The following is a 21,923-nucleotide window of genomic DNA, read 5'->3' on the forward strand; positions in this document are numbered from 1 at the left end:
CGCCCTACACGCTTCGATTTATTTGTAACGTGCTCTGAACAGTGGGCGAAGTTCGCTGATCGGTTTCTTCTCCTCGATTAACTGACGCATTCTTTCCTCAGATGCTGCAATCTTCTCTGCTTCCTCGATAACTGCCTCTGCCAGCTCTGCCGGTACAATGCAGACACCAGAATCATCTGCAACCATCAGATCGCCCGGCTCAACCAATTTGCCGCACAGGGTAATCGGTCCATTCATCTCTACGCACTCCATACGATACTTTCCGGTCACCTGGGTTGTACCGCAGCTGAATACCGGATATCCCATCTCACGGATGGAGCTTACATCACGGCAGCAGCCATTTACGATGTTTCCTGCAAATCCGCAGCTTTTACCAACAGTACAACTCTGTCCGCCCATATTGGATACTTCCAGGTTTCCGCCGAAGTCAGATACCAGAACATCGCCCGGCTCGCCGATATAATAAATATCACGGGTAGACATTGCAATGAAATCATGGTCATGTGCGCCCTGTGTCGGAGTCTTACGAACCGGAATATTTCGAATCGTAACAGCCGGTCCCACAATCTTGGAACCCGGGATGACCGGTTTTAAATAGGAAGTTGGGATAGCTCCGTCGATTCCATATCCATCCAGAATATCCGAAACGGTTGTGGACATATCTTCCAGTGCATAATAACGATCGATAATCTCTTTCTTAACACGCGGGAATTTAATCTTGGTAATTCTCTCTCTTGGAACCAGTCCCCAGATTCTTCCAGCTTTCTCATATTCTGCATAATCTGCATCTCTCTGCTCGCGAAGTTTTGCTACATCCTCATTGTAAGATTTTACCTGATCTAAATCCATTTTTGTTCTCCCTTCACTGGTTTTACCAGATTTATTTTTGTTTCGGTTATCTGTTCGCCATTAGAAAACCTTGTTCTCAATTTGTAATTAAACAATACTACACCAATCTTTTATTGTCAATCCATTTTTTCTATTTCGACACGTTTTGTCGTCATGCACAAATAATTTTTCACTTTTTGTACATTTTGTTTTCTATCTATGCTTTATTATTTCTTATTAAGAAACTATGTGTCATTGGACTTCTTTTTGTTTCTTGCAAAAAAATGCTGTCATGCAGCTTTCCCGCACAACAGCATTTTTTCTATCTCTTTATTTCGTTTCTTTTTTCTTCTCCGCTTTCCATTCTGTATAAAATGGATATGCAACGGAAATAACCATAAATATCATCAATACGACACAAATCGGTCTCGTAAACAAGGAACCTAAAACCAGTGATAATGAATTCTGATTTAGGGTCAATGCCTGAGAAAGTCCTTCTTCCGCAATCGGTCCTAAAATCAGTCCCAGTACAATCGGAACAACATTATACTGATATGCCCTCATAAAGAAGCCTGCTACGCCGAATACCAGCATTACGAAGACGTCGCCCACGTTTCCGCGGATTGCGTAGGATCCCATAATACTCAGCATCAAAACACAGACTGAAAGTATATTTTTCGGGGTCAATGTAACCAGCGCAAAATGTTTTGCACCAAACAGGCCAATCAGCATCATAATCACATTAGCAATAAAAAGTGCCGCAATAAATGGATATGTAATGCTTTTCTGGGTTGTAAAGAGCCCGTATCCTGGAATCAGTCCATGAACTGTCAGCGCACCCAACAGAATTGCCGTTGTCGCATTGCCCGGTACGCCCAGCGTCAGAGTTGGAATCAGGGTTCCGCCTGTTACCGCATTATTTGCAGATTCACAGCACGCCACGCCCTCTCTTGCTCCATTTCCGAAGTTTTCCTCCTTGGTAAACATTTTACCAACATTGTGTGCAACATAGGAAGCCACATCTCCGCCTGTACCCGGAATAATTCCGATAATAATTCCCAGAACTGCCGAACGGATATATGTAACCGGATACCGGACTAAATCAAGCAGCCGTACCCGCGCTGATTTGAACTGTGCAATCGATGATTTGTCCGCGATTTCAATCGGATTCTTCAGATTTCCCAGAACCTGAGAAACCGAAAACAGACCGATAACTGCTGGAATCATATTGATTCCACCCATTAAAAACGTCTGTCCAAAGGTAAAACGTGCCCGCCCCAGAACCGGATCCATGCCAATGCAAGCAACCAGAAGTCCCGCGCAGCCCATCATAAGACCCTTCAGAACATTTTTTACGGATAAAGATGCAATAATCGTAAGCCCGAACACCGCCATCATAAAGCGTTCCTGTGGACCAAACTCAAACGCAAATTTTGCCAGAGGCGGCGCTAGGAAAATAAGTGCAATCAGACTGATACAGCCGCCCCAGAAAGAGGCAACCGCTGCCTCTGTCAGTGCTTCGTGTGCCCGGCCAGACTGTGTCATCGGATAACCATCCATCGCTGTCGCAGCGGCCGCCGAGGTTCCCGGCGTATTGATAAGAATCGCCGAGATCGAGCCTCCAAACATAGAACCGCAGTACAGTGCGCCCAGAAAAACCAGACCTGCTGTCGGCTCTAATGTGTATGTAACCGGTATCAGCACCGCAATACCCATGGTCGGAGTAAAGCCTGGAAGTGCACCGATTACGATTCCAATTACCGTTCCCAAAAGTGCCAGCAGCAAATTGATCCCGGTAAATGCCATTCCAAAATATGTAAGAATATCTGCCATCTTCCGTCCTCCTATATCAATATGCCCTTCGGGAAGGTAATACCAAGTGCTGTAAACAGTGCGTACATTCCTACTGCAAAAATAACTGTTACAATCAAATCACGCACCACTGTTTTCGACGAAAGCGCCAGTTCAAATATCAGCCCCGTTGCCGCCATCACAATCACAGAGGAAGTTAAAAAGCCCAGAATACGGATGCATACAACCCAGATAATTAAAAGCGCCAATGCAATCCCCAGACGTTTTAACTGTGCGCCGGTGAACGGAAATAATTTCTCATCTTTTTCCGATTTCCATTTCATTCCTGATACCAGCGTTGACAAAAGGGAGAGGGCAATGCCAAGTTTCGCAATGATCCCCGGCCAATACGATGCATTTTCTCCCATCTGTACATCCAGATAAAGAAAGAAAAGGAAAAAAAGTGTCCAAAAAATACCAGAAACACAATTTTTTCGATTCATCGCGTCCTCCTATTTCTTAAAGCCAAGTTCTTCCAGAACCGGAATGATCGCTTCTTTTGACTGGCTGATCTCAGCCGCAAATGTTTCCGAATCTGCATAAGACAAGGTCAGGGACTGCTTTTTTGCTTCTGCAATTACCTCCGGATCCTCTAATACTTTCTTAACTGCCGCATCAAACGTCTCTACAATTTCCGGTGCTACATCCTTGCTGAAATAGAAGCCTGAATATGTATCTGTGCAATATCCTTTATATCCCAGTTCTTCTAAGGTTGGTATGTCGGCATATTCCGGATTATTGGATTTACTTCCAAGGTTGATAACCGGGCGCACATCGTCTCTTCCTAAAAGTTCGCTCTCATTTCCTGAATAAGAATCTACATGACCGCCCATAACAGCTGTGTAATTGTCAGCCGAACCGCCTGCAGACGGTACGCTCGTTGCATCTAACCCCTCGCCATGAAGAAAAACGCTAAATGCAAGCTGGGCAATTCCTCCGTTACCTGCATTTGCATACGAAAACTTGCCCGGATTTTCTTTGATAAAGTCAATCAGCTGCTCTGCATTTTCATACGGCGAATCGTTCTTTACAATTAAGTACATCGGAGCGCTGAACACTTCCGAAACCGGCTGTAAATCTTCCACCGTATATTCAGTCTCTCCCGCTGCTGGTTTGTAAAGAGTAGGTGTCGGCAGTGAAAACAGAACATTGTATCCATCTGCCTCCCGGCTTAAGAAATCAGTTGTTCCGATAACACCAGAAGCGCCACCATTATTTACTACTGCCATGGAAACTCCCAGTTCTTTCTCCAGATACGGAAGAATAAATCGGCACTGTGTATCGGTCGTACTGCCCGCGTTAAACGGTACAATTACCTGAATCGTTTTATTCGGATATCCATCTGCCTGCTGCGTGTTTCCCTCTCCTGCCGCTGCTGATTCTCCACTCTGTCCGCTGCAAGCGGTCAGGGATGCTACCATCAAAACTGCAGCTGCCGCGCAAATTACCTTTTTCATCTTACATTCTCCTTTGACCCTAAAACTTCACTAATCTGCTTGCTCCTTTACAAATTGATTTACATGAATCGTTTGGCGAACGTTCTCTAATAAAAAACCTTGTTTTCTATATAAGAAACACTATCACTAATGACGAAAAAAGTCAATACGAAAAATATATTTTTGAGTATTTTTATTCAATTTGTTTCTTATTTGAGTACATTATTGTATACTGTTTCCTATATGCTTCTATATTTTCTTTTTCTCTTTTTTTGTTTCTTTATTTCCACTATCTATTTCATAAGAGACGATTTCCTATAGAAGAACAAAAAAAATCCCCTGAGTCTGTTCAGGGGATAGAAAGCGGAGACGGAGGGATTCGAACCCTCGTGCCGGGATGAACCGACAAACGCATTTCGAGTGCGCCGCGTTACGGCCGCTTCGCTACGTCTCCAATTATACAGGTGCTTCTACTCGAAACACCTGTACTATTATACCCGATTTTTCCCTGTTTGTCATCTACTATTTTTGTTTTTATTCAGTATTTTTATTCAGAAATGCTTTCTCCCTGCGTCATCTGCTCCGACATTTCCTTCGCAATTTCCCGGATCAGGAAGATATAACGTTCCATCTTGACTGCATCCACCCGCATTTTAGGCGCGCCGATCGAAACCGCCGCCCAGACATTTCCAGATTCATCATAAATCGGTGCGCCGATTCCGATTGTTTCTGAATTCAGTTCTCCATCACTGATCGCATATCCCTGCTCACGTATTTTCGCGTATTCGTTCAAAAGTCCCTCTGGGGACAAGATTGTATTTTCTGTAAACGCTTTCATCGGTTCTTCCATCAAACGTTTGCGAATCACACTTTCTTCCTGATAAGCGCCCAGAATCTTGCCGGTTGCTCCTGCATATAAGGGACGTTCCTGTCCAACATTTCCCATAACACGAACAAGCTGCTGACTTTCTTCCCGGTAGATCAGAATTGCCTTTCCATTGATCAGCATACTGAATGAAGCATTTTCCCCTGTCATATCCCGGAGACGAACCAGATATGGTTTCACCATCTTTGATAAACCAATCTTGTCTTCATATGTACGTCCCAACACATAAACCGCCGGTCCCAATGTATATTTATGTTCCGGTGTCTGCGCTGCCAGTCCTGTTTTTACCAGTGATGCAAGCAATTTAAAGGTCCCACTCTTACTACAGCTGATCTGCTCGCCAAGCTCCGTCACACTATGTACATAAGGTGCCCGTCCCAATAATTTTAATAAAGTTGCCGTTTTTTCCGATGAATTCATAGGCTCCTCTCCCTTCGCTTCACAACCATTATACCTTTTTCCCTTCTAAAATCCGTCGAATAGTTGTCATTTCTTTCTATACTACGAAAAACCAGTCTCTTTGTCAACCTTTTAGAAACTCCAATTCCTATTTTAGAACACTTTTTTATTTTTATTCAAAATGTTTCCCTTATCCTTTTTAATTTCTTTCTGTGACCAAAAAAATACCAGTCACCTGAAATATGCGTCTTCATTCCAAAGAAACATTTCTCAAATAACTGGTATTTTTGATTTTATCTCTATTCTACCTGTTGAACGATTTTACTGATAATACGCATCAATTCCGTTCGCAATTCCCCCGGCAATCAATTCCTGATAATCATCCTGTGCCATCTTCTGATCTTCTTCCGGGTTGCTCATAAAGCCCATCTCGACAATGGAAACCGGAATCTTACACCAGTTGATGCCGCTCATGCTGTCTGTCTCCTGCACACCGCGGTTCTTGAAGCCGGTTGCCGCGCAGACAGAGTCCGTGATCTTCTTGGAAAGAGAATAGCTTGCCGCGTGAAGCCCGCCGTTGTACGGGTTGGTCGCCGTCTGGCACATGGAGAGTGTTCCGTTGACCGTCGTATTATCCAGCGAATTTCCATGAATCCGGACAAAAATGGAGGCGCCGCTCTTGTTGGCGATCTCCGCTCTCTCCGCATTGCTTAAGTTGACATCGTTGGACTCCCGGATCATGACGACCTGATAGCCTCTCTCTTCCAGAATCCGTTTTAACTTCTTCGAAACTGATAAAGTCAGTTCATATTCCGGCAGCTTCGTCGATACGCCCTCGGTGCCGGAAGCCACCTTCGCCTTCATGGTCGAGGAGCCCGGTCCGACTGGTTCTTTGTCCGGATTGCCCTTTGCCTGATGTCCCGCGTCGATCGCTACGATACGTCCGTTGGACACCGGTGCACCCTGTGCATCCGCTTCTGCCCCCTGCGCTGTGACCGTCGCTTTCTCACTGCCCGGCTCGGTCGTCGTCAGGTATTCGGAACGGATAAAACAGCTCTTGTCCTTATAAAGCACCTCGCTCCAGCCGTCTCCGATACCGACGCGCTGCACGCTGTCACCCTGATTCAGCTGTGTCACAATCTCATACTCCGTTCCACAGCCCGAACGCACATTGAGCAGGTTCTCAGTCGCATACACTGTCTCATCGACACTCCGGAAGCCGCTCGCCGTCGTTTTGTCACTCTCCAGCTCGCTCTGGTCCGCAACCGCCGCTGCATCCGCCTCCTGAATGCCCTGTGCATCTTCCAGCTCCAGACTTCGCTTTGCCGCATTCGGCACCTGTTTCTTCGCTGTCTGTTCCGCCGGTTCTGTCTCAGCAGCCGCCATCTGCACCTGCTTCTGTGCCTGATTCGGAAGGGTAAATCCCGCATGGCTTACGCCAATGGAACCCGCCGCGACCACAATCGCGGTCACCGCCGCCCAGAAACGTTTCCGGTAATCCGGTGTGCCTGGCTTTTTTTTTCTGCTTTCTCCTCTTGCCATTTATAAAAAACTCCAATCTTACAGAAGATTCTAACCTCTCCATGATCCGCGCATTCACTGTTTCCAATCAATCTCATCGCAGCACAACTTTGATGCCGACAGACCAGACATTTCTGCCCAATTAAAATCTTCTTTCATTTCTAAATTATTCGATCGTACCGCCGCCTACGACATATTCGCCGTCATAAAAAACGACTGCCTGTCCCGGCGTCGCCGCTCTCTGCGGCTCATCAAATACGCATTCCACCCGATCTTCGCCAATCTTGCGGATCGTACAGGATGCCCCTTTGTGGCTGTAACGAATCTTCGCACTGACGCGCATCTCCTGATCGCCCAGATCCTCAATCGCCATCCAGTTGAGATTCCGGCAGGTCAGGCGGTTAGAAAAGACGTCCTCATTTTCCCCAATCACAACCTCGTTCGTCTCCGGACGGATCTCCGTCACGAACACCGGATGACCGAGTGCCAGATTTAAGCCCTTTCTCTGTCCCACTGTATAATGGGTAATTCCTTTATGATGACCTAAAATATTGCCGTACTTATCTACAAAATTGCCTTCGTCAATCCGGCAATTACTATTTTCCTCGATAAATTTTGCATAATCGTTGTCCGGCACGAAACAGATCTCCTGACTGTCCGGCTTGTGTGCCACCGGAAGTCCAATCTCCTCCGCCATCTCTCGAATCTTGTCTTTCGTATATTCGCCGACCGGCATCAAAGTATGTGCAAGCTGATGCTGGGTCAGGTTATAAAGCGCGTAGGTCTGATCCTTCGCCGCCGTCGCAGACTTGCAGATCGCATAGCGGCCATTCGGCAGCTTCCTCACGCGCGCATAATGTCCCGTTGCAATATAATCAGCCCCAATTTCCAGACTTCTCTGCAGAAGGGACTCCCATTTTACATATCGGTTACAGGCAATACACGGATTCGGCGTGTGTCCGTCCAGATATTCCTGTACAAAGTAATCCATGACATTTTCTTTGAACTCTTTTTTGAAGTTCATCACGTAATACGGGATCTCAAGCCGTTCCGCAACCCGTCTGGCATCATCGACAGCGCTCAGACCACAGCAGCCGCCGTGCTCTTCCTGCTCTACATTCGTCTCATCCTGCCAGATCTGCATTGTGACGCCGATCACATCGTATCCTTGCTCTTTTAAAAGCCAGGCAGCCACGGAGGAGTCAACTCCTCCTGACATGCCGACTACTACTTTTTTCTTTTTCATCAATACTCTTCTTCGACTTCTTCCTCGCCGATATCCGTCTTCGGTTTTACGAGTCCTTTGATCTCAATGCCATTCTTCTGAGCATAATCCCAGAGAGCAGCGTGAATTGCCTCCTCTGCGAGCAGAGAACAGTGTACCTTAACTGGCGGAAGTCCGTCCAGTGCCTCCATAACGGCTTTGTTGGTAACTTCCATCGCTTCCTGGATAGTTTTTCCTTTTACCATCTCGGTCGCCATGCTGCTGGTCGCAACGGCTGCACCGCAGCCAAATGTTTTAAATTTTACATCCTGGATGATCTGGTTGTCATCGATATCCAGGTAAATACGCATAATATCGCCGCATTTTGCGTTGCCGACGGTACCCATACCGCTGGCATTTTCAATCTCGCCTACATTTCTCGGATGCTGGAAATGATCCATTACTTTTTCTGAATACATCGGGTGTTTCCTCTCTATATCTTCATTCACTGTGAATGTTCATTTTGCTTAAAATGTCTAAATCTTACTGCTGCGGATGTTTCTTAATGTAATCCTCATACAGCGGAGACATAGAACGAAGACGTTCTACAATCTTCTTTAAGCAGTCTACCGTGAAATCAATCTGCTCCATGGTTGTCTCGGCTGACAGGGTCAGACGCAGGGAACCGTGTGCAATCTCATGCGGCAGTCCGATCGCCAGAAGTACATGGGACGGATCCAGGGATCCGGAGGTACATGCAGAACCGCTGGAACCACAGATGCCTTCCATGTCAAGCATGATCAGCATGGATTCACCCTCGATGAACTGGAATGCAAAGTTTGCATTGTTGGAAAGTCTCTGGGACGGATGTCCGTTGAGGCGTGCAAATGGAATTTCTTTTAATACACGCTCGATCAGGTGGTCACGCATCGCTTTTTCTTTTGCTGTGCGCTCTTCCATCGTCGCCATCGCAATCTCAACTGCCTTGCCGAATCCTACGATACCAGCCGTATTCTCGGTACCGCCGCGGCGTTTACGCTCCTGTGCGCCGCCGTGGATGAAGGAACGAGTCTTTAATCCGGTACGGATATAAAGGAAGCCGGTTCCCTTCGGTCCATTTAACTTGTGGGCGCTGGAACTGAGCATATCGATATGGCACTCATCTACATTGATCGGAACATGACAAAATGCCTGTACTGCATCGGTATGGAATAAAATGCCGTGTTTCTTCGCAATCTCACCAATTTCCTTGATCGGCTCAATCGTACCGATCTCATTGTTTGCAAACATAACAGAGATGAGGATGGTGTCCGGACGGATCGCCTTCTCCAGCTCGTCTAATTTAACAACACCGAACTCATCTACGTCCAGATAAGTAACCTCAAAGCCTCTCTGCTCCAGGTACTCACAGGTGTGCAGAATCGCATGGTGCTCAATCTTGGTCGTGATAATGTGCTTGCCCTTTGCCTGATATGCCTCTGCTGTGGAAATCAGCGCCCAGTTATCAGACTCCGTGCCGCCGTAGGTAAAGTAAATCTCGTTGGACTTTGCGCCCAGCGCTTTCGCGATCGTCTCGCGGGCCTGTGCAATCGCTCTCTTCGGCTCTGCCGAAAATTCATAAACGGAAGACGGGTTGCCGTAATACTCCGTAAAATACGGGAGCATTGCCTCCACTACTTCCGGACGCGTTTTGGTTGTCGCCGCATTGTCCAGATAAATCAACTGTTTCATAACTAATAAATCCGCCTTTCTTCTTAGTGTATGCACGCCTGCCTTTATTGTGATTGTATCACATGGAATCTCACGGCAGGAACTCCCTGCCTGTAAACATTTGCTGCGTACATAGTTTGTAGCAATAAAGGTAAAAGCTTCATCTACGTTCTTTATTATTATATAGGAAAATTGAAAAAATACAAGCAAGAATGAGCGGGTTTTTGAAAAAACCTAGTTAAAAATGGGGTATATAATGTGCTCAAGCTATTCCCCCCTACTTACACAAACAATAAAAAACCGTCCAGCTAGGAGGGGTCAACTCCTGACTAAACGGTTTTTTATTAAATCTTTGCTCCACTTCTGCCTTGAAATCCGTTACCCAATCGGCAGCAATTCCGTGGAAACGCATGTTATCCTCCAAGAGGGAATCTTCGGATAACTGCTGTAGTGCTGTCATTGGCTTCTGACCGCACATGGAGGGTTGATGCAATAGGGTTTACATAAATAAAAAGAAATAAACTGGTAACGGATACCTGTCAATACTTATACATAAAAGGGATTGGTATAGAATCAGGTCGGTTCTTCACTTGACATATCGCTATTGTAATATTATTATATATTATTAGGATACTTCTAAGTGAAAACTCTTGTTTTTTCCTGATGGTTATAATATAACACGCATCAACTTGAAATGCCATCCCCGGAACGAGAATATAAATATTGTTTTTTTACAATAATATAAGCATTTAAAAATAGTCCTATAAAGCAAAGGCTAATTAAGCCAAATGGAGGCAGAAAAATGTATATTAAAAACCCGGAGTATTTTATTACCACCGTCCGTGAGGGAAGCATTTCCAAGGCGGCTGAAAAATTATATCTGTCACAGCCATATTTAAGCCAGTGTATCGCACGAACCGAAAAGGAATTAGGTGTCAAGCTCTTCGATCGCAGCCATATGCCGCTCAAACTAACTGAGGCAGGAAAAATCTATATGCGTTATCTGGAAAGTGTCGGAGTCCTGACCGGGCAGTTTGAGGAACAGCTCGGCGAGCTGAAAACGGGGCGCAGCCGTACTCTGAATGTCGGCATGACGCTGTGGCGCGGATCCGTCCTGCTGCCGGATATCCTGCCAAGTTACTCTGAAAACCACCCGGATGTCCGCATCACCTTACGTGAACACCACACTGCCCAGCTTTCCAAGCTGTTACAGGAGGATCAGATCGATTTCGCCCTGATGAATATGCCGCTCAATCTGGATGATTTCGTCTATGACACCGTCTTCAATGAGCGCCTCCTTCTGGTAGCCAGCAAGGACCATCCGGCTATCCGCGGTCTGGAAGCAGGCACTCCAGATCATCCGCTTCCAATCGATATGAAAAAGCTGCGCCGGGAACGCTTCATCCTGCTGCAGGAGGATCAGGTCATGGGACACGCCATGAAAAACCTCTTTGCCAAGATGAATATGGAACCAAAGGATGCCCTATACACCACCAGCAGTACGACTTCGGTCAACCTGGCGGCAAGAGGGTTCGGCATCACCTTCCTGCCGGAAGGCGGAATTCGCCACACTGCTCACGTGGAGCAGCTTGCATTCTTCACCGTAGACAATCCACCGTTCAGCGTGCCGCTACTGCTTTTATATAAGAAGAACAGCATTATTTCACCACACGCGAAGGATTTTATCGATATGGTGAAGGAGTATTACCGGAATCTGGAGGAAAAGAAGATTAAGGCATAAGAATTTGCTCTTTCTCTGTGCATTCTGTTTCTACATATATTTTAGAATTTTTGCACAAAACGTACAAAATGGGACTTCAGCCCCTAATAGACACAGGCAGCCTAGACGATATCCGTCGAAGCTGCCTGTGTTTTATTTCATATTTTTCTATCATTTCTTGGTCGAATTTATTTAACATTTGAAGAATTTTTATTCTACTATTCTTCCTTATCCAGATTCCGACCATTCACTCGGTCTTTCAATTCGTAAAGCAAATTTTTTAAGTAACTTTTACTTACGAATCTTCTCCACAAATTCCTTCAGTCTCTTGCATCCCTCAACAACATTCTCATAGCTGTTTGCAAAGGACATACGGATATAGTGGTCGCCTTCGCTTCCGAATACATCGCCCGGTACCATTGCTACCTTGGCATTTTCAAGAAGCAGCGGAGCAAATTCCTGGCCGCTCATGCCAAGCTTTTCGATGTTGATGAAGATGTAGAATGCACCCTTCGGGCAACGGCAGCTCAGTCCGTCGATCTCGTTGATTGCTTTAACTGCATAGTCGCGGCGTCTCTGATACTCTTTTACCATGTCTGCTACTTCGTTCTTCTCTTCTTTCAGCGCTACGACGCCGGCTTTCTGTACGAAGGAACTTGCACAGGTAACCACGTGCTGATGCAGCTTATTGACAGTCTTGACAATCTCTTCGCTGCAGGCTGCGTAGCCGAGACGCCAGCCGGTCATGGAGTATGCTTTGGAGAAGCCGTTTAATGTGATGGTTCTCTCCTTCATGCCCGGAAGAGAGGCGATGCTGATGTGTTTTGCATCATCGTATAACAGTCTCTCATATACCTCATCTGATATAATCATGATATCGTTCTTCACAGCAATCTCTGCCAGTTCTTTCAGCACATCCTCTGCCAGCACACCGCCGGTCGGATTGCTCGGAGTGATAAGAACGAGTGCCTTGGTCCGTGGGGTAACCTTTGCACGAATCTCATCCAGATCAATCTGGTAATCATTCTCCTCTTTCAATGTATAGGTAATCGGAACCGCGCCCAGAAGCTTCGGAACATTTAAGTAGTTTAACCAGCCCGGATTCGGAACCAGAACCTCATCGCCCTCGTCGAGAATTGCTGCCATGACATCAAAAACTGCCTCGGAAAGACCTACACTGACGATGATCTCAGTCGGTTTGTACTCTACATTGTTCTGCGTCTTTAATTTCCAGGCAATCGCCTCCCGCAGCTCCATGGTACCAAAGTTGGAAGTATAGAATACATCGCCTTTTTTGATATCCTCGATGCAGGCATTCTTGATGTATTCCGGTGTATCGAAATCCGGACGCCCTAACTCAAAGTGAATGACCGTCTCTCCTGCGCGCTCCATTGCCAGCGCCTTTTCGTTTACTTTACGGATTCCAGACGGAACCAGTTCATCCATTCTTTTTGCGAATAATTTATACATAATAAAATCTCCTTTTCATTCTGCATATACTCTCAGATTCTCATTGGTCCGCATCTGCTGACACTTTTCCAAGAATATTTTATTTTTCCTGGTAGCCGGCCGGAATTCCGTTTTTCTGTTCTCCAGCCCTTACGCTGCCTTCGTCTCGGTTTCCGCACCAGTTCCCAGCGTATGCATCATGCCCTCGCTGCGTGCTACTACCATGGTAGTTACCACATCACCGGTTACGTTAAAGGTTGTATTTGCCATATCAATCAGTCGGAAGATACCGGCAATCAGACCTACAATCTCCAGCGGAAGTCCCATGTTCGTCAGAAGAATCGTGGTCATGATGATCGCGCCTCCCGGAACACCCGGACAGCCCATAGCTACTAATACAGTAGAAATAATAATGTTTACCAATGCGGACGGTGTCAGGTTCATTCCATAAATCTGTGCCGTCATTACGATAGCTGCTGCATAGTAGATACATCCACCATTCATGTTGATGGTTGCGCCAAGCGGCAGGGAGAACGATGATAACTCGGAAGATACGCCAAACTCATCATTCGTAACAGAGGTTGTGATCGGAAGAGAACCGCTGCTGCTGGTGGTGCTGGCCGTTACAACCCATACTTTCCAGATACCCTGCAGCCATTTCTTTACCGGGAACTTTGCCAGAAGCGCTACCATCGGAATATACATCAGTAAAACAAGGATTACATCGGAAGCATAAACCGTGAGAATCAGCTTTCCGAGCGGTCCAAAGATTTTCAGACCATATGCACCAACTGAATCTGCTAACAGTGCACATACACCAATCGGAGAAAACTCCATAACAATAGCTGTGATTTTATACATTGCATTGGCACAGCTCTGTACACCTGCTAAAAGGCGTTCCCCCTCTTTTCCCATCATGATAAGTGCTACGCCTAAGAATACCGAAAATACGATAATCTGCAGCATATTTGTGTTGGTAAAAGAAGTGAAAATGTTGGATGGGAACATATCGATTAACGTATCAATGATACTCGGCATCGCCTGCGCCTCATAATCAGTCGATTGTGATAACGCGGTTAAATCAAATCCTTTTCCTGGATTGATGATGTTTGCCATGATAAGCCCTAATCCTACACAGAGTGCAGATGTCAGCGCATACAGTCCAACCACCTTCACGCCAATGTTCCGAAGCTTTTTCAAGTCTCCTAAGCTCGCGACTCCCGCTGTGATGGAAAAGAATACCATCGGAACGACAATCATTTTAATCATATTTAAAAAGATGGTTCCCAGAGGTTTTACAATGGTTGCTTTTTCTCCAAATACGAGTCCGATGACAATACCAAGGCCAAAACCGATGAACGTCTTTGTCGCCAAGCTCAATTTCTTTTTTTCTTTCATGAATATTCCCCTTCTTATGCAATACCCTCACTTACTGTTCACACATATGTGACCACCATGTTGTTTCACAGCACTTTCTATTTCAAAAGTGCCTGCTTTAAACAACCTCCTCTATGCTATATTCTCTCCCAGATTTCATTTCCCCAAATGTCCTCCGGGAGAGAGGTATCTGCAGTTCCGGGTAAATTTCCCAATTCACCTGCAAAACATGCCTTCCGTGAACTCTTCCGGATGTCCTGCATTCCGGAAATGCATCTTTGCCATGTTTTGCAATTAGTATGCTCTTGTCATCGCACCGTCTAACAGGATGGTCTGACCAGATACGTATGTATTTGCCTCGGAGCACAGCCATGTAGCCAGACGTCCGTATTCATCGATGGTGCCGTAGCGTCCCATCGGGAACTTCTTCAGGTCTTCCTTCTCGTAATCTGCTACGCTGATGCCAGCCTTGTCTGCACGCATCTTGTTCAGATTCTCAATTCTTGCGGTGCCGATACGACCTGGTCCAATGACATTGACTAAGATATTGTCTTTGCCGACCTCACTCGCCAGGGTCTTGCTCATGCCGACAACGCCCATTCTCATGGTATTGGAAAGAATCAGGTTGTCCAGGCAGTCCTTAACGGAAGAAGAAGTTGAGTTTACGATACGGCCGCCGCCGAGACGTTTCATGGACGGGAGTACCGCACGGATGGTTCTTACGTAGGAGAGCAGGCACATCTCAAAAGCGCCCTCCCATGCCGCATCATCAAAGCTTACGAACGGTCCCGGCTTCGGACCCGGACACATATTTACGAGTGCGTAGATATCGCCCAGTGTTTCAACGGTGTGTTTTACAAGTGCCTCGATGTCCTCCGCCTTGTTAACATCGCAGAGGAAGGTCTCCGGACGGTTTCCGGTTTCTTTCTCAATCTCAGCCTGTGCTTCCAGAAGCTGATCTTTAAACGGTTCTGCGGTACAAATCATAACCTTTGCACCTTCTCTTGCCATCTCGGTTGCAATTCCCTTGCCAAGTCCGGCTGCTGATGCCATACAGAGAACTACCTTGTCTTTTAATCCTAAATCCATACTGTTACCTCCTGTAAAATGAATATATAAAATGATTTGAATGTTCTGTTTGAATTTTTTATTTTCCTACACTTCCTTTTCCGGATGTTTTTTTAAGTCAACAACCGGGTTTACAAGTGGTGTCATCTCGAATCCGTCCGGTCCGGTGATGCGGCACTCTGCTACATCGCCATCCTGGATATGGAACGCTCTCGGTGTTCCGGTGGAAAGGATGTCTCCTGCGTACCAGCCCTGGATGCTGCTGTGCAGGGATACCAGACGCGGCGGTCTGTGGGTCATGTTTGCTACTACGTTTTCTGCATGAACTTCACCGTTGTGAACACTCTGGACCAGAAGTTCATTGACATCCGGTACCTCATCCGGGGTTACAAGCTCCGGACCGAAGGAGAAGAAGGTCGGGAAGTTCTTTACGATGGTTAAATATCTCGGGTTGCCGCTTACATAATCATTTCCCTTTAAGATGGATTCCTCAGTCATATCAAGGATGGTGGTGTAACCGACGATGGCATCCTGCCAGTTTTCTTCGGATATATCTCTGCAATCCTTGCCCATGATGATTCCAAGCTCTGCCTCTGCGGTGGTTTTCTGTGCTTCTTTCAACTTCGGAAGCAGGATTTCATCGTCCGGACCAATCAGGGTGTCTGCCTGTTTGAAGAAGCTTCCCGGAAATCCCTTCGGAGCTGCAGAACCGATGTCTCCGGCATGGTCTACATAGTTAAGGCCGATACCAAAGATACGTTTCGGGTTGCGGTAGAGCGGTCCGTATACAACTTTCTCGCTCGGAACCAGTCCCGGAATACTTTCCAGCTCTTCCTTGCCGCCTGCGTTATACCATTTTGTCAGTCCCGGAATCTGCTGCTTCTGGATGAGACTCATGACATCCTCGGCCCATGCAGTTCCCTTTGCTGCATTCAGTGCCTCAATCGGAAGCACTCCATTCTTTAAGACGATACCGGCTTTTTCTGTTCCGTTCACTTTGATAGTTGCAAATCTCATATGGTTTCCTCCTTTATCTGTTAGAGATTGCTTCTTCAGAAGTTCTATTTGTCTGTTTCTTTTCATTTTGTTTCAGCGTCTGAAACCCAACCTCTTGAAGCTCTCTGTTTCTTTCTGACATTACTTTACCATTCCCACCAAAAATGTTCCAACTCTCTTTCGAATATGGACGTATAGGTAAATGGTTATGGACCATAACGTGTCTAAAATGATACTTGACCTTCCCTAATAGGCGAAAATACGCCTGGATACAGGCTTTCCTTGTAGTTGGAGGAAGTGGAAATGCCTGTTCCAGACGTATGATTTTAAATATATATAATCGTTTTATTAGGTCAGTTTACAAGGAACTACACGCAGACCACGAAACGGGGGCTGCTGACAACAAATAAAGGCTGAGTATCAAGCACCGGGAAAGTGCGAGATATTCAGCCTGTTTTGTTGTCCGGGGTTTCCAAAGGGGCTTGCCCCTTGGCACACGACTTTGCTTGCAAAGTGTAGTGTGTTATACGCTCTGTCGGCGTTGCTGCGAAAATAAGGTTGCCGCCGGGGAGGGCAAAGGCGTTTGAAGCAGCAGGAAAACAGGGTTGTGATTGCGTGACGTGGAGCCGCAAGCGCAGGACTGGTTTCATCAGCAGACAGGGCGTATATGAAAGTCCCCGTTCCTCGTTCTACACCGAACTTGTGGACACACTCCCGTAAAAACTGAAATTTTAGACTATTTGTAAATAAACCTTTATATTATCTCAAGTGAAATTTTTAATTCTAATATGCGTAAAACAGATTCATCGATTCGTTCCTCTGTAATTTCTCCCTGTTTGACTGCTTCAAGTATGGCTGGAATTTGCACCTCAAAATCTGTGCAGCATAACATATCATTTCCTGCCTTCACAGCTTGAACTGCAATTTTTGTGTCTTCTGCAAAATTGCGCACACCATCCATAGCTAAGTCATCTGTAATAATAACTCCAGTAAACTTTAATTCTTCCCGCAGGATTTTGTGTACCTGTGAAGACAGCGAAGCAGGGGTTTGACTATCCATGCAGGATACCACATTATGAGAAACTAATACCATATTGGCTCCAGAATCAATTCCTGCTTGAAACGGCAAGAAATCTGAGTTCAAAAATGTTTCATAGGTGCGATTATCATAAGCAATACCTGTATGTGTATCCACATTATTTCCGTACCCGGGGAAATGCTTTAGGACGCTCCCCATACCTTCTTGAAACATGGTTTGCACAACTAAGTGGACATAAGCGGCAGTTTGCTCTGCGTTCTGTCCAAAACTCCGGTCATAAATAAAATCCTCTGGATTTTGCGAAACATCGCAGATTGGGGCAAAGTTCAAATTAATCCCCAAACTATTCAATAATTCACATTTTTCTTGTGTGTCACTTTGAATCAAATCAAAGCCACCTTCAGCATAGAGTTCTTGAGGGGACCAGAAAGGCACAGCTCGCAAATTAGGGTTTGTGCTAACACGGTTGACAGTGCCTCCTTCTTCATCTACTCCGATAAACATGGGGATTTTTGCTGCACTTTGGTAACTTTGAATATTCTGGATAATTTCATCTCTTGTTTTTCCAGAAAAGTCTCGGCTAAAAAGAATATAACCTCCAAAATTATACTCCTTTACCTTCTGTACGCTATTTATTTCGGGACAGCGTGCAATAAACATCTGTCCAACTTTTTCTTCCAGCGTCATTGCATTTAGAATTTCTTGTGCTTTCTGTGTCACGGAAGCAGAAGGGGGACTTGGCTCTGTTTCACCAGTTGTTGGTTCAGGATTTTCGGTATTCAAACTGGAATCCGTAACCGTAATGGAAAGTAATTCAACCTCTTGTACAGATGCATTCAAATCCAATTTGCCATGATATGAAACTGTCACTGGATTCCCAATCACTATTCCTGTCTCACCAGTTGAAATATTTACACCTTCTGTTCCAAAATAATATTCACGATTATCCTCACCTTGAACAGTTAGAGTATTCATTGTTGCATCTTTTACAGTTCCTCGAAGCTCTTGTGCAGGTTCAGTTGTACTTGAATTTCCAATAATTTCTATTGTTGCCTCAGACGAGTTTTCCAACAAAATATTATTTACTTTATGCAAACTGGCTATCGCAATGCCTGCACATACAAGAAGCAAGATAATCACACTAAAAATAAGCACTTTATTCCTTTTTTCTTTTTTTACCCGTCTCATGTAATCCTCCTGATTGTTTTATAAAACTACATATATTTTTCTGCAATTATTTTCCTACCTGCTCCATCATCCTCTTTGCCAACTGCCGGAACTGTTCCGCCGTTTCCTCGTCCATCGGAAGAAACTTCCCAATCTGTCCGGCAATCATAGCAGTTACATCGTCCATAGAAAGCAGCTCCTGCTGGTGGTCTTTCATGGTTTCCTGCATGGTTTGGAACATAGCGGTGGTCACAGCTTCTCCTGGCTGTTCTCTGTTGTCCATATCTTTCTTAATATCTCGCAGGATAGCAAGAAATACATTCTTGATTTTTTCAATTTCCGCTTCATGTTCTCCCATCTTCTGTGCGTTCAGAAGTTGCAAATCCTGTTTTGCTTCTGCCCGATGTTCCGGGTGTTCTTTCATCAGATCGGACAAGGAAGCCGTTTCCAGTTCAATCAGCTGATTTCGTGCCATGATACCCTTTGCCGCTGTGTCTTGAAAATAAATCCGTATCAAATCCATCAGTTTCGGGAAGTTCCTGTGTTCCAACAGACGGTTAAGGATTTGCACATCGACTGTACCTGCCACAAGCCCTCTCACAGCTCCCTCGGACAATCCTAATTCAGAAATATCATAACTTTTACGGACACTCAAGGTGGACAAGCCTAATATGTAGTCCGTTGATACCTTAAATTCCTTTGCCACGCCTATGAGAATATCGCTGCTGACCGTCTTTGTTTCCCCACTGACAATGCGGCTCAACTGGGAAGCAGATACGCCTATCTTCTCCGCAAGTTGCTTTTGAGAAATATGATTGCCGTTGCACAAATCAGAAATCCTTTGTCCGGGTGTTCCGGGTAAAGCCATACACAGCACCTCCTTTTCCTATTTCCCATTATACAAGAAAATTGCAGAACTGCAATTTTGAAATTGAATATTGCCCTAAAATGCAATTCTCGCAAGATTCCGGGAATTGCATTTTTTTCGTGTAGACTTAGGGTAGTTCATCGATGAACTGCACCTTGAAAAATGAATGACCATCCGAAAAGGAATACCCCGGCAGGGGAAGCACCGCAACGAGCCACTTCGGGACAAAATGTCCCGAAGTCCGGGGAGCGTGCCAACGCTGGAACACGCCGCAGGAATGGGGCAGGAAGCCTTTTCGGGGAGAACGGCAAAGGAAAAATGGAGGGAACACATGAGAGAGAACCCATATAAACAACTGCCGCCCATAGAGCGCAAGCCGGACGGCTCCCTTTACCGCATGACACCGACACAGAGGAAACAGGCAAACGCCCTGATCCGCCGGGAGTGCTGCTGTTATGAGGACGGGAACTGTATGTTCCTTGACGATGGAGACATCCACGCCTGCCCCCAGACCATTTCTTTCTCGGTCTGCTGCAAGTGGTTCCGCTGGTCGGTCTTGCCGCAAATCGGAACGCTGGAAGCGGAGGTTTTCCGGGATAAGGAGCTAAAACGCTGTGCGGTCTGCGGCAGAGTGTTCGTCCCAAAGTCCAACCGGGCGAAATACTGTCCCGACTGCGCCGCCAGAGTTCACAGGCGGCAGAAAACAGAAAGTGAACGGAAAAGGAGGTCTTGTGTGGACAGTTAGGGGCTGAAAAGTCCTTGATTTACAAGGCTTTACAAGCACAGAACAGGGGTAGGCAATAGAAACTACCGTCTGCCCCCGGAAACAGGCTTCTAACCGTCCACAAAACACGATATGACAAACACCATTTATATCCATCAGCCGGAAAAGGTGGTCAGCTTTATCCGGCTTCCCAATTTCCTCTTTGAAGCCCCCACATTCACACCCCTGTCCAACGAAGCAAAGGTACTGTACGCCTTTATCCTGCGCCGGACAGACCTGTCCCGGAAAAACGGCTGGGCGGACGAATATGGGCGCATTTACCTCTACTATCCCATCAATGAGGTAGTGGAACTGCTCCACTGCGGGTGGCAGAAGGCGGTCAACACCCTGCGGGAGCTGCAATATGCCGGACTGGTGGAGATCCAGAAGCAGGGCTGTGGAAAACCCAACCGCATTTACCCCAAATCCTATGAAGCGGTTCCAAACACCGACTTCAAGAAATCCGGTTATGGTACGCCGGAGGACTGAAAACCGCACTCCACAAGTACGATAATCAATCCTCTTGAAGTACGAAAACCGGACGGTATATAGAAATACAGAGATTAAAACGATTTTATTTATATCTTATCCATTCCTATCCTATCTGAGATATTTTCTGCGGGATTTTCCTGTGGAAAAGTCCCGGAAAAGAACGGAATAGGGAAAGGAGTTTCATGGCACAACACGCAATCTTGCGATTTGAAAAACACAAAGGCAATCCGGCAAGACCGCTGGAAGCCCATCACGAACGGCAAAAGGAACAGTACGCCAGCAATCCCGACATTGACACAAGCCGGAGTAAATACAACTTCCATATCGTCAAGCCGGAGAGCCGCTATTACCATTTCATTCAGAGCCGCATTGAACAAGCCGGATGCCGCACCCGCAAGGATAGCACACGCTTTGTCGATACGCTGATAACCGCCAGCCCGGAGTTTTTCAAGAAAAAATTCCCAAAGGAGATACAGGCGTTTTTCCAGAGGGCGGCTGATTTCTTAATCGGGCGGGTAGGGAAAGAAAATATCGTGTCGGCGGTGGTACACATGGACGAGAAAACGCCCCACCTGCATTTGGTCTTTGTCCCGTTGACAGAGGACAACCGCCTGTGTGCAAAGGAGATTATTGGGAATAGAGCCAACCTCACAAAATGGCAGGACGATTTTCACGCCTATATGGTGGAGAAATATCCCGACTTGGAGCGTGGGGAAAGTGCCAGCAAGACAGGCAGGAAGCATATCCCCACCCGTTTGTTTAAGCAGGCGGTCAATCTCTCCAAACAGGCAAGAGCCATTGAAGCCACGCTGGACGGTATTACCCCGTTCAATGCCGGAAAGAAGAAAGAGGAAGCCCTCTCCCTGCTGAAAAAGTGGTTTCCGCAGATGGAGAACTTCTTCGGACAGTTCAAAAAATACAAGGTCACGATAAACGACCTTTTGGCAGAAAATGAACAGTTGGAAGCCAGAGCCAAAGCCAGCGAAAAAGGCAAGATGAAAGATACGATGGAACGGGCAAAGCTGGAAAGCGAGCTGAAAGACATTCAGCGGCTGGTAGACCGTATCCCGCCGGAGGTGCTGGCAGAACTGAAACGGCAGCAGCGGCACACAAGGGAACGGTGATCGATGACAGAAAACATTTCACGCC

19 protein-coding genes and 1 tRNA gene are annotated in these 21,923 nt (G+C 46.1%); 4 read left to right on the forward strand and 16 right to left on the reverse strand.

Annotated elements, in window-relative coordinates; genetic code table 11:
• Positions 1-18: 18 nt before the first annotated feature.
• The 10 genes from DW931_RS04485 to nifS all read right to left on the reverse strand — a co-directional run bounded on the left by DW931_RS04485 (position 19) and on the right by nifS (position 9,856).
• On the reverse strand, positions 19-849 hold the full coding sequence (locus DW931_RS04485) for an RraA family protein (RefSeq protein ID WP_118467046.1): 831 nt from the start codon (positions 847-849) through the stop codon (positions 19-21).
• A gap of 309 nt (positions 850-1,158) precedes the next feature.
• Positions 1,159-2,661 (reverse strand): tripartite tricarboxylate transporter permease, encoded by a 1,503-nt coding sequence (locus tag DW931_RS04490; protein WP_118467043.1) that lies wholly within the window; start codon positions 2,659-2,661, stop codon positions 1,159-1,161.
• A gap of 11 nt (positions 2,662-2,672) precedes the next feature.
• Positions 2,673-3,122 carry a tripartite tricarboxylate transporter TctB family protein gene (locus tag DW931_RS04495; RefSeq protein ID WP_118467041.1) on the reverse strand — a complete coding sequence of 150 codons (450 nt, stop codon included), beginning with the start codon at positions 3,120-3,122 and terminating at the stop codon, positions 2,673-2,675.
• 9 nt (positions 3,123-3,131) lie between these two features.
• Positions 3,132-4,136: a tripartite tricarboxylate transporter substrate binding protein gene (locus DW931_RS04500; RefSeq protein ID WP_118467039.1), complete on the reverse strand. Its 1,005-nt coding sequence runs from the start codon at positions 4,134-4,136 to the stop codon at positions 3,132-3,134.
• Between the two features lie 343 nt (positions 4,137-4,479).
• Positions 4,480-4,569 (reverse strand) — tRNA-Ser (locus tag DW931_RS04505).
• A 93-nt stretch (positions 4,570-4,662) separates the two neighbouring features.
• Positions 4,663-5,421 carry an IclR family transcriptional regulator gene (locus DW931_RS04510; RefSeq protein ID WP_118467037.1) on the reverse strand — a complete coding sequence of 253 codons (759 nt, stop codon included), beginning with the start codon at positions 5,419-5,421 and terminating at the stop codon, positions 4,663-4,665.
• A gap of 300 nt (positions 5,422-5,721) precedes the next feature.
• Positions 5,722-6,942 (reverse strand): N-acetylmuramoyl-L-alanine amidase, encoded by a 1,221-nt coding sequence (locus tag DW931_RS04515; protein ID WP_118467035.1) that lies wholly within the window; start codon positions 6,940-6,942, stop codon positions 5,722-5,724.
• Between the two features lie 145 nt (positions 6,943-7,087).
• Positions 7,088-8,167: a tRNA 2-thiouridine(34) synthase MnmA gene (gene mnmA / locus DW931_RS04520; RefSeq protein ID WP_118467033.1), complete on the reverse strand. Its 1,080-nt coding sequence runs from the start codon at positions 8,165-8,167 to the stop codon at positions 7,088-7,090.
• Positions 8,167-8,604 carry a Fe-S cluster assembly scaffold protein NifU gene (nifU, locus tag DW931_RS04525; RefSeq protein WP_117795995.1) on the reverse strand — a complete coding sequence of 146 codons (438 nt, stop codon included), beginning with the start codon at positions 8,602-8,604 and terminating at the stop codon, positions 8,167-8,169. The genes mnmA and nifU overlap by 1 nt, the downstream gene beginning before the upstream one ends.
• Positions 8,605-8,668: 64 nt before the next feature.
• Positions 8,669-9,856, reverse strand: coding sequence for a cysteine desulfurase NifS (gene nifS / locus DW931_RS04530; protein WP_022358754.1), 1,188 nt, complete (start codon positions 9,854-9,856; stop codon positions 8,669-8,671).
• Positions 9,857-10,637: 781 nt separating this feature from the next.
• Between nifS and DW931_RS04535 the strand changes: the two genes are divergently transcribed.
• The gene (locus tag DW931_RS04535) at positions 10,638-11,576 is read left to right on the forward strand and encodes a LysR family transcriptional regulator (RefSeq protein WP_118481994.1); all 939 of its coding nucleotides are present in this window, start codon (positions 10,638-10,640) and stop codon (positions 11,574-11,576) included.
• 270 nt (positions 11,577-11,846) lie between these two features.
• Here DW931_RS04535 and DW931_RS04540 read toward each other — a convergent pair whose 3' ends face one another.
• The 6 genes from DW931_RS04540 to DW931_RS04570 all read right to left on the reverse strand — a co-directional run bounded on the left by DW931_RS04540 (position 11,847) and on the right by DW931_RS04570 (position 19,519).
• Complete coding sequence (locus tag DW931_RS04540; RefSeq protein WP_118626910.1) at positions 11,847-13,025, reverse strand: pyridoxal phosphate-dependent aminotransferase; 1,179 nt, start codon at positions 13,023-13,025, stop codon at positions 11,847-11,849.
• 129 nt (positions 13,026-13,154) lie between these two features.
• Positions 13,155-14,402 carry a dicarboxylate/amino acid:cation symporter gene (locus DW931_RS04545; RefSeq protein WP_107001268.1) on the reverse strand — a complete coding sequence of 416 codons (1,248 nt, stop codon included), beginning with the start codon at positions 14,400-14,402 and terminating at the stop codon, positions 13,155-13,157.
• A gap of 273 nt (positions 14,403-14,675) precedes the next feature.
• Positions 14,676-15,470 (reverse strand): SDR family oxidoreductase, encoded by a 795-nt coding sequence (locus DW931_RS04550; protein WP_107001269.1) that lies wholly within the window; start codon positions 15,468-15,470, stop codon positions 14,676-14,678.
• A 66-nt stretch (positions 15,471-15,536) separates the two neighbouring features.
• Positions 15,537-16,466: a fumarylacetoacetate hydrolase family protein gene (locus DW931_RS04555; RefSeq protein ID WP_117795997.1), complete on the reverse strand. Its 930-nt coding sequence runs from the start codon at positions 16,464-16,466 to the stop codon at positions 15,537-15,539.
• Between the two features lie 733 nt (positions 16,467-17,199).
• Positions 17,200-18,672, reverse strand: a complete 1,473-nt coding sequence (locus DW931_RS04565) for a glycoside hydrolase family 3 N-terminal domain-containing protein (RefSeq protein ID WP_243015243.1) — start codon at positions 18,670-18,672, stop codon at positions 17,200-17,202.
• A gap of 46 nt (positions 18,673-18,718) precedes the next feature.
• Complete coding sequence (locus tag DW931_RS04570; RefSeq protein ID WP_118481993.1) at positions 18,719-19,519, reverse strand: helix-turn-helix transcriptional regulator; 801 nt, start codon at positions 19,517-19,519, stop codon at positions 18,719-18,721.
• Positions 19,520-19,850: 331 nt separating this feature from the next.
• On the opposite strand from DW931_RS04570, the gene DW931_RS04575 reads away from it, so the two are divergent.
• From DW931_RS04575 to mobV, 3 genes are all read left to right on the forward strand, one after another.
• Entirely contained in the window at positions 19,851-20,264 is a 414-nt protein-coding gene (locus DW931_RS04575; RefSeq protein WP_117558696.1) for a cysteine-rich VLP domain-containing protein, read from the forward strand.
• A 111-nt stretch (positions 20,265-20,375) separates the two neighbouring features.
• Positions 20,376-20,771: a replication initiator protein A gene (locus DW931_RS04580; RefSeq protein WP_118467027.1), complete on the forward strand. Its 396-nt coding sequence runs from the start codon at positions 20,376-20,378 to the stop codon at positions 20,769-20,771.
• Between the two features lie 185 nt (positions 20,772-20,956).
• Complete coding sequence (gene mobV, locus DW931_RS04585; protein ID WP_118481992.1) at positions 20,957-21,898, forward strand: MobV family relaxase; 942 nt, start codon at positions 20,957-20,959, stop codon at positions 21,896-21,898.
• Positions 21,899-21,923: the final 25 nt, after the last annotated feature.

Source organism: Clostridium sp. AM43-3BH, assembly GCF_003479985.1.
GTDB classification, from domain to species: Bacteria; Bacillota; Clostridia; order Lachnospirales; family Lachnospiraceae; genus Otoolea; species Otoolea fessa.

Coding starts and splice junctions, on each gene's coding strand:
- DW931_RS04515 (WP_118467035.1), bottom strand. CDS start 6,942: ATGGCAAGAGGAGAAAGCAGAAAAAAAAAGCCAGGCACACCGGATTAC.
- DW931_RS04485 (WP_118467046.1), bottom strand. CDS start 849: ATGGATTTAGATCAGGTAAAATCTTACAATGAGGATGTAGCAAAACTT.
- DW931_RS04565 (WP_243015243.1), bottom strand. CDS start 18,672: ATGAGACGGGTAAAAAAAGAAAAAAGGAATAAAGTGCTTATTTTTAGT.
- DW931_RS04490 (WP_118467043.1), bottom strand. CDS start 2,661: ATGGCAGATATTCTTACATATTTTGGAATGGCATTTACCGGGATCAAT.
- DW931_RS04510 (WP_118467037.1), bottom strand. CDS start 5,421: ATGAATTCATCGGAAAAAACGGCAACTTTATTAAAATTATTGGGACGG.
- DW931_RS04495 (WP_118467041.1), bottom strand. CDS start 3,122: ATGAATCGAAAAAATTGTGTTTCTGGTATTTTTTGGACACTTTTTTTC.
- DW931_RS04545 (WP_107001268.1), bottom strand. CDS start 14,402: ATGAAAGAAAAAAAGAAATTGAGCTTGGCGACAAAGACGTTCATCGGT.
- DW931_RS04535 (WP_118481994.1), top strand. CDS start 10,638: ATGTATATTAAAAACCCGGAGTATTTTATTACCACCGTCCGTGAGGGA.
- DW931_RS04540 (WP_118626910.1), bottom strand. CDS start 13,025: ATGTATAAATTATTCGCAAAAAGAATGGATGAACTGGTTCCGTCTGGA.
- nifU (WP_117795995.1), bottom strand. CDS start 8,604: ATGTATTCAGAAAAAGTAATGGATCATTTCCAGCATCCGAGAAATGTA.
- nifS (WP_022358754.1), bottom strand. CDS start 9,856: ATGAAACAGTTGATTTATCTGGACAATGCGGCGACAACCAAAACGCGT.
- DW931_RS04570 (WP_118481993.1), bottom strand. CDS start 19,519: ATGGCTTTACCCGGAACACCCGGACAAAGGATTTCTGATTTGTGCAAC.
- DW931_RS04550 (WP_107001269.1), bottom strand. CDS start 15,470: ATGGATTTAGGATTAAAAGACAAGGTAGTTCTCTGTATGGCATCAGCA.
- mnmA (WP_118467033.1), bottom strand. CDS start 8,167: ATGAAAAAGAAAAAAGTAGTAGTCGGCATGTCAGGAGGAGTTGACTCC.
- DW931_RS04555 (WP_117795997.1), bottom strand. CDS start 16,466: ATGAGATTTGCAACTATCAAAGTGAACGGAACAGAAAAAGCCGGTATC.
- DW931_RS04580 (WP_118467027.1), top strand. CDS start 20,376: ATGACAAACACCATTTATATCCATCAGCCGGAAAAGGTGGTCAGCTTT.
- mobV (WP_118481992.1), top strand. CDS start 20,957: ATGGCACAACACGCAATCTTGCGATTTGAAAAACACAAAGGCAATCCG.
- DW931_RS04500 (WP_118467039.1), bottom strand. CDS start 4,136: ATGAAAAAGGTAATTTGCGCGGCAGCTGCAGTTTTGATGGTAGCATCC.
- DW931_RS04575 (WP_117558696.1), top strand. CDS start 19,851: ATGAGAGAGAACCCATATAAACAACTGCCGCCCATAGAGCGCAAGCCG.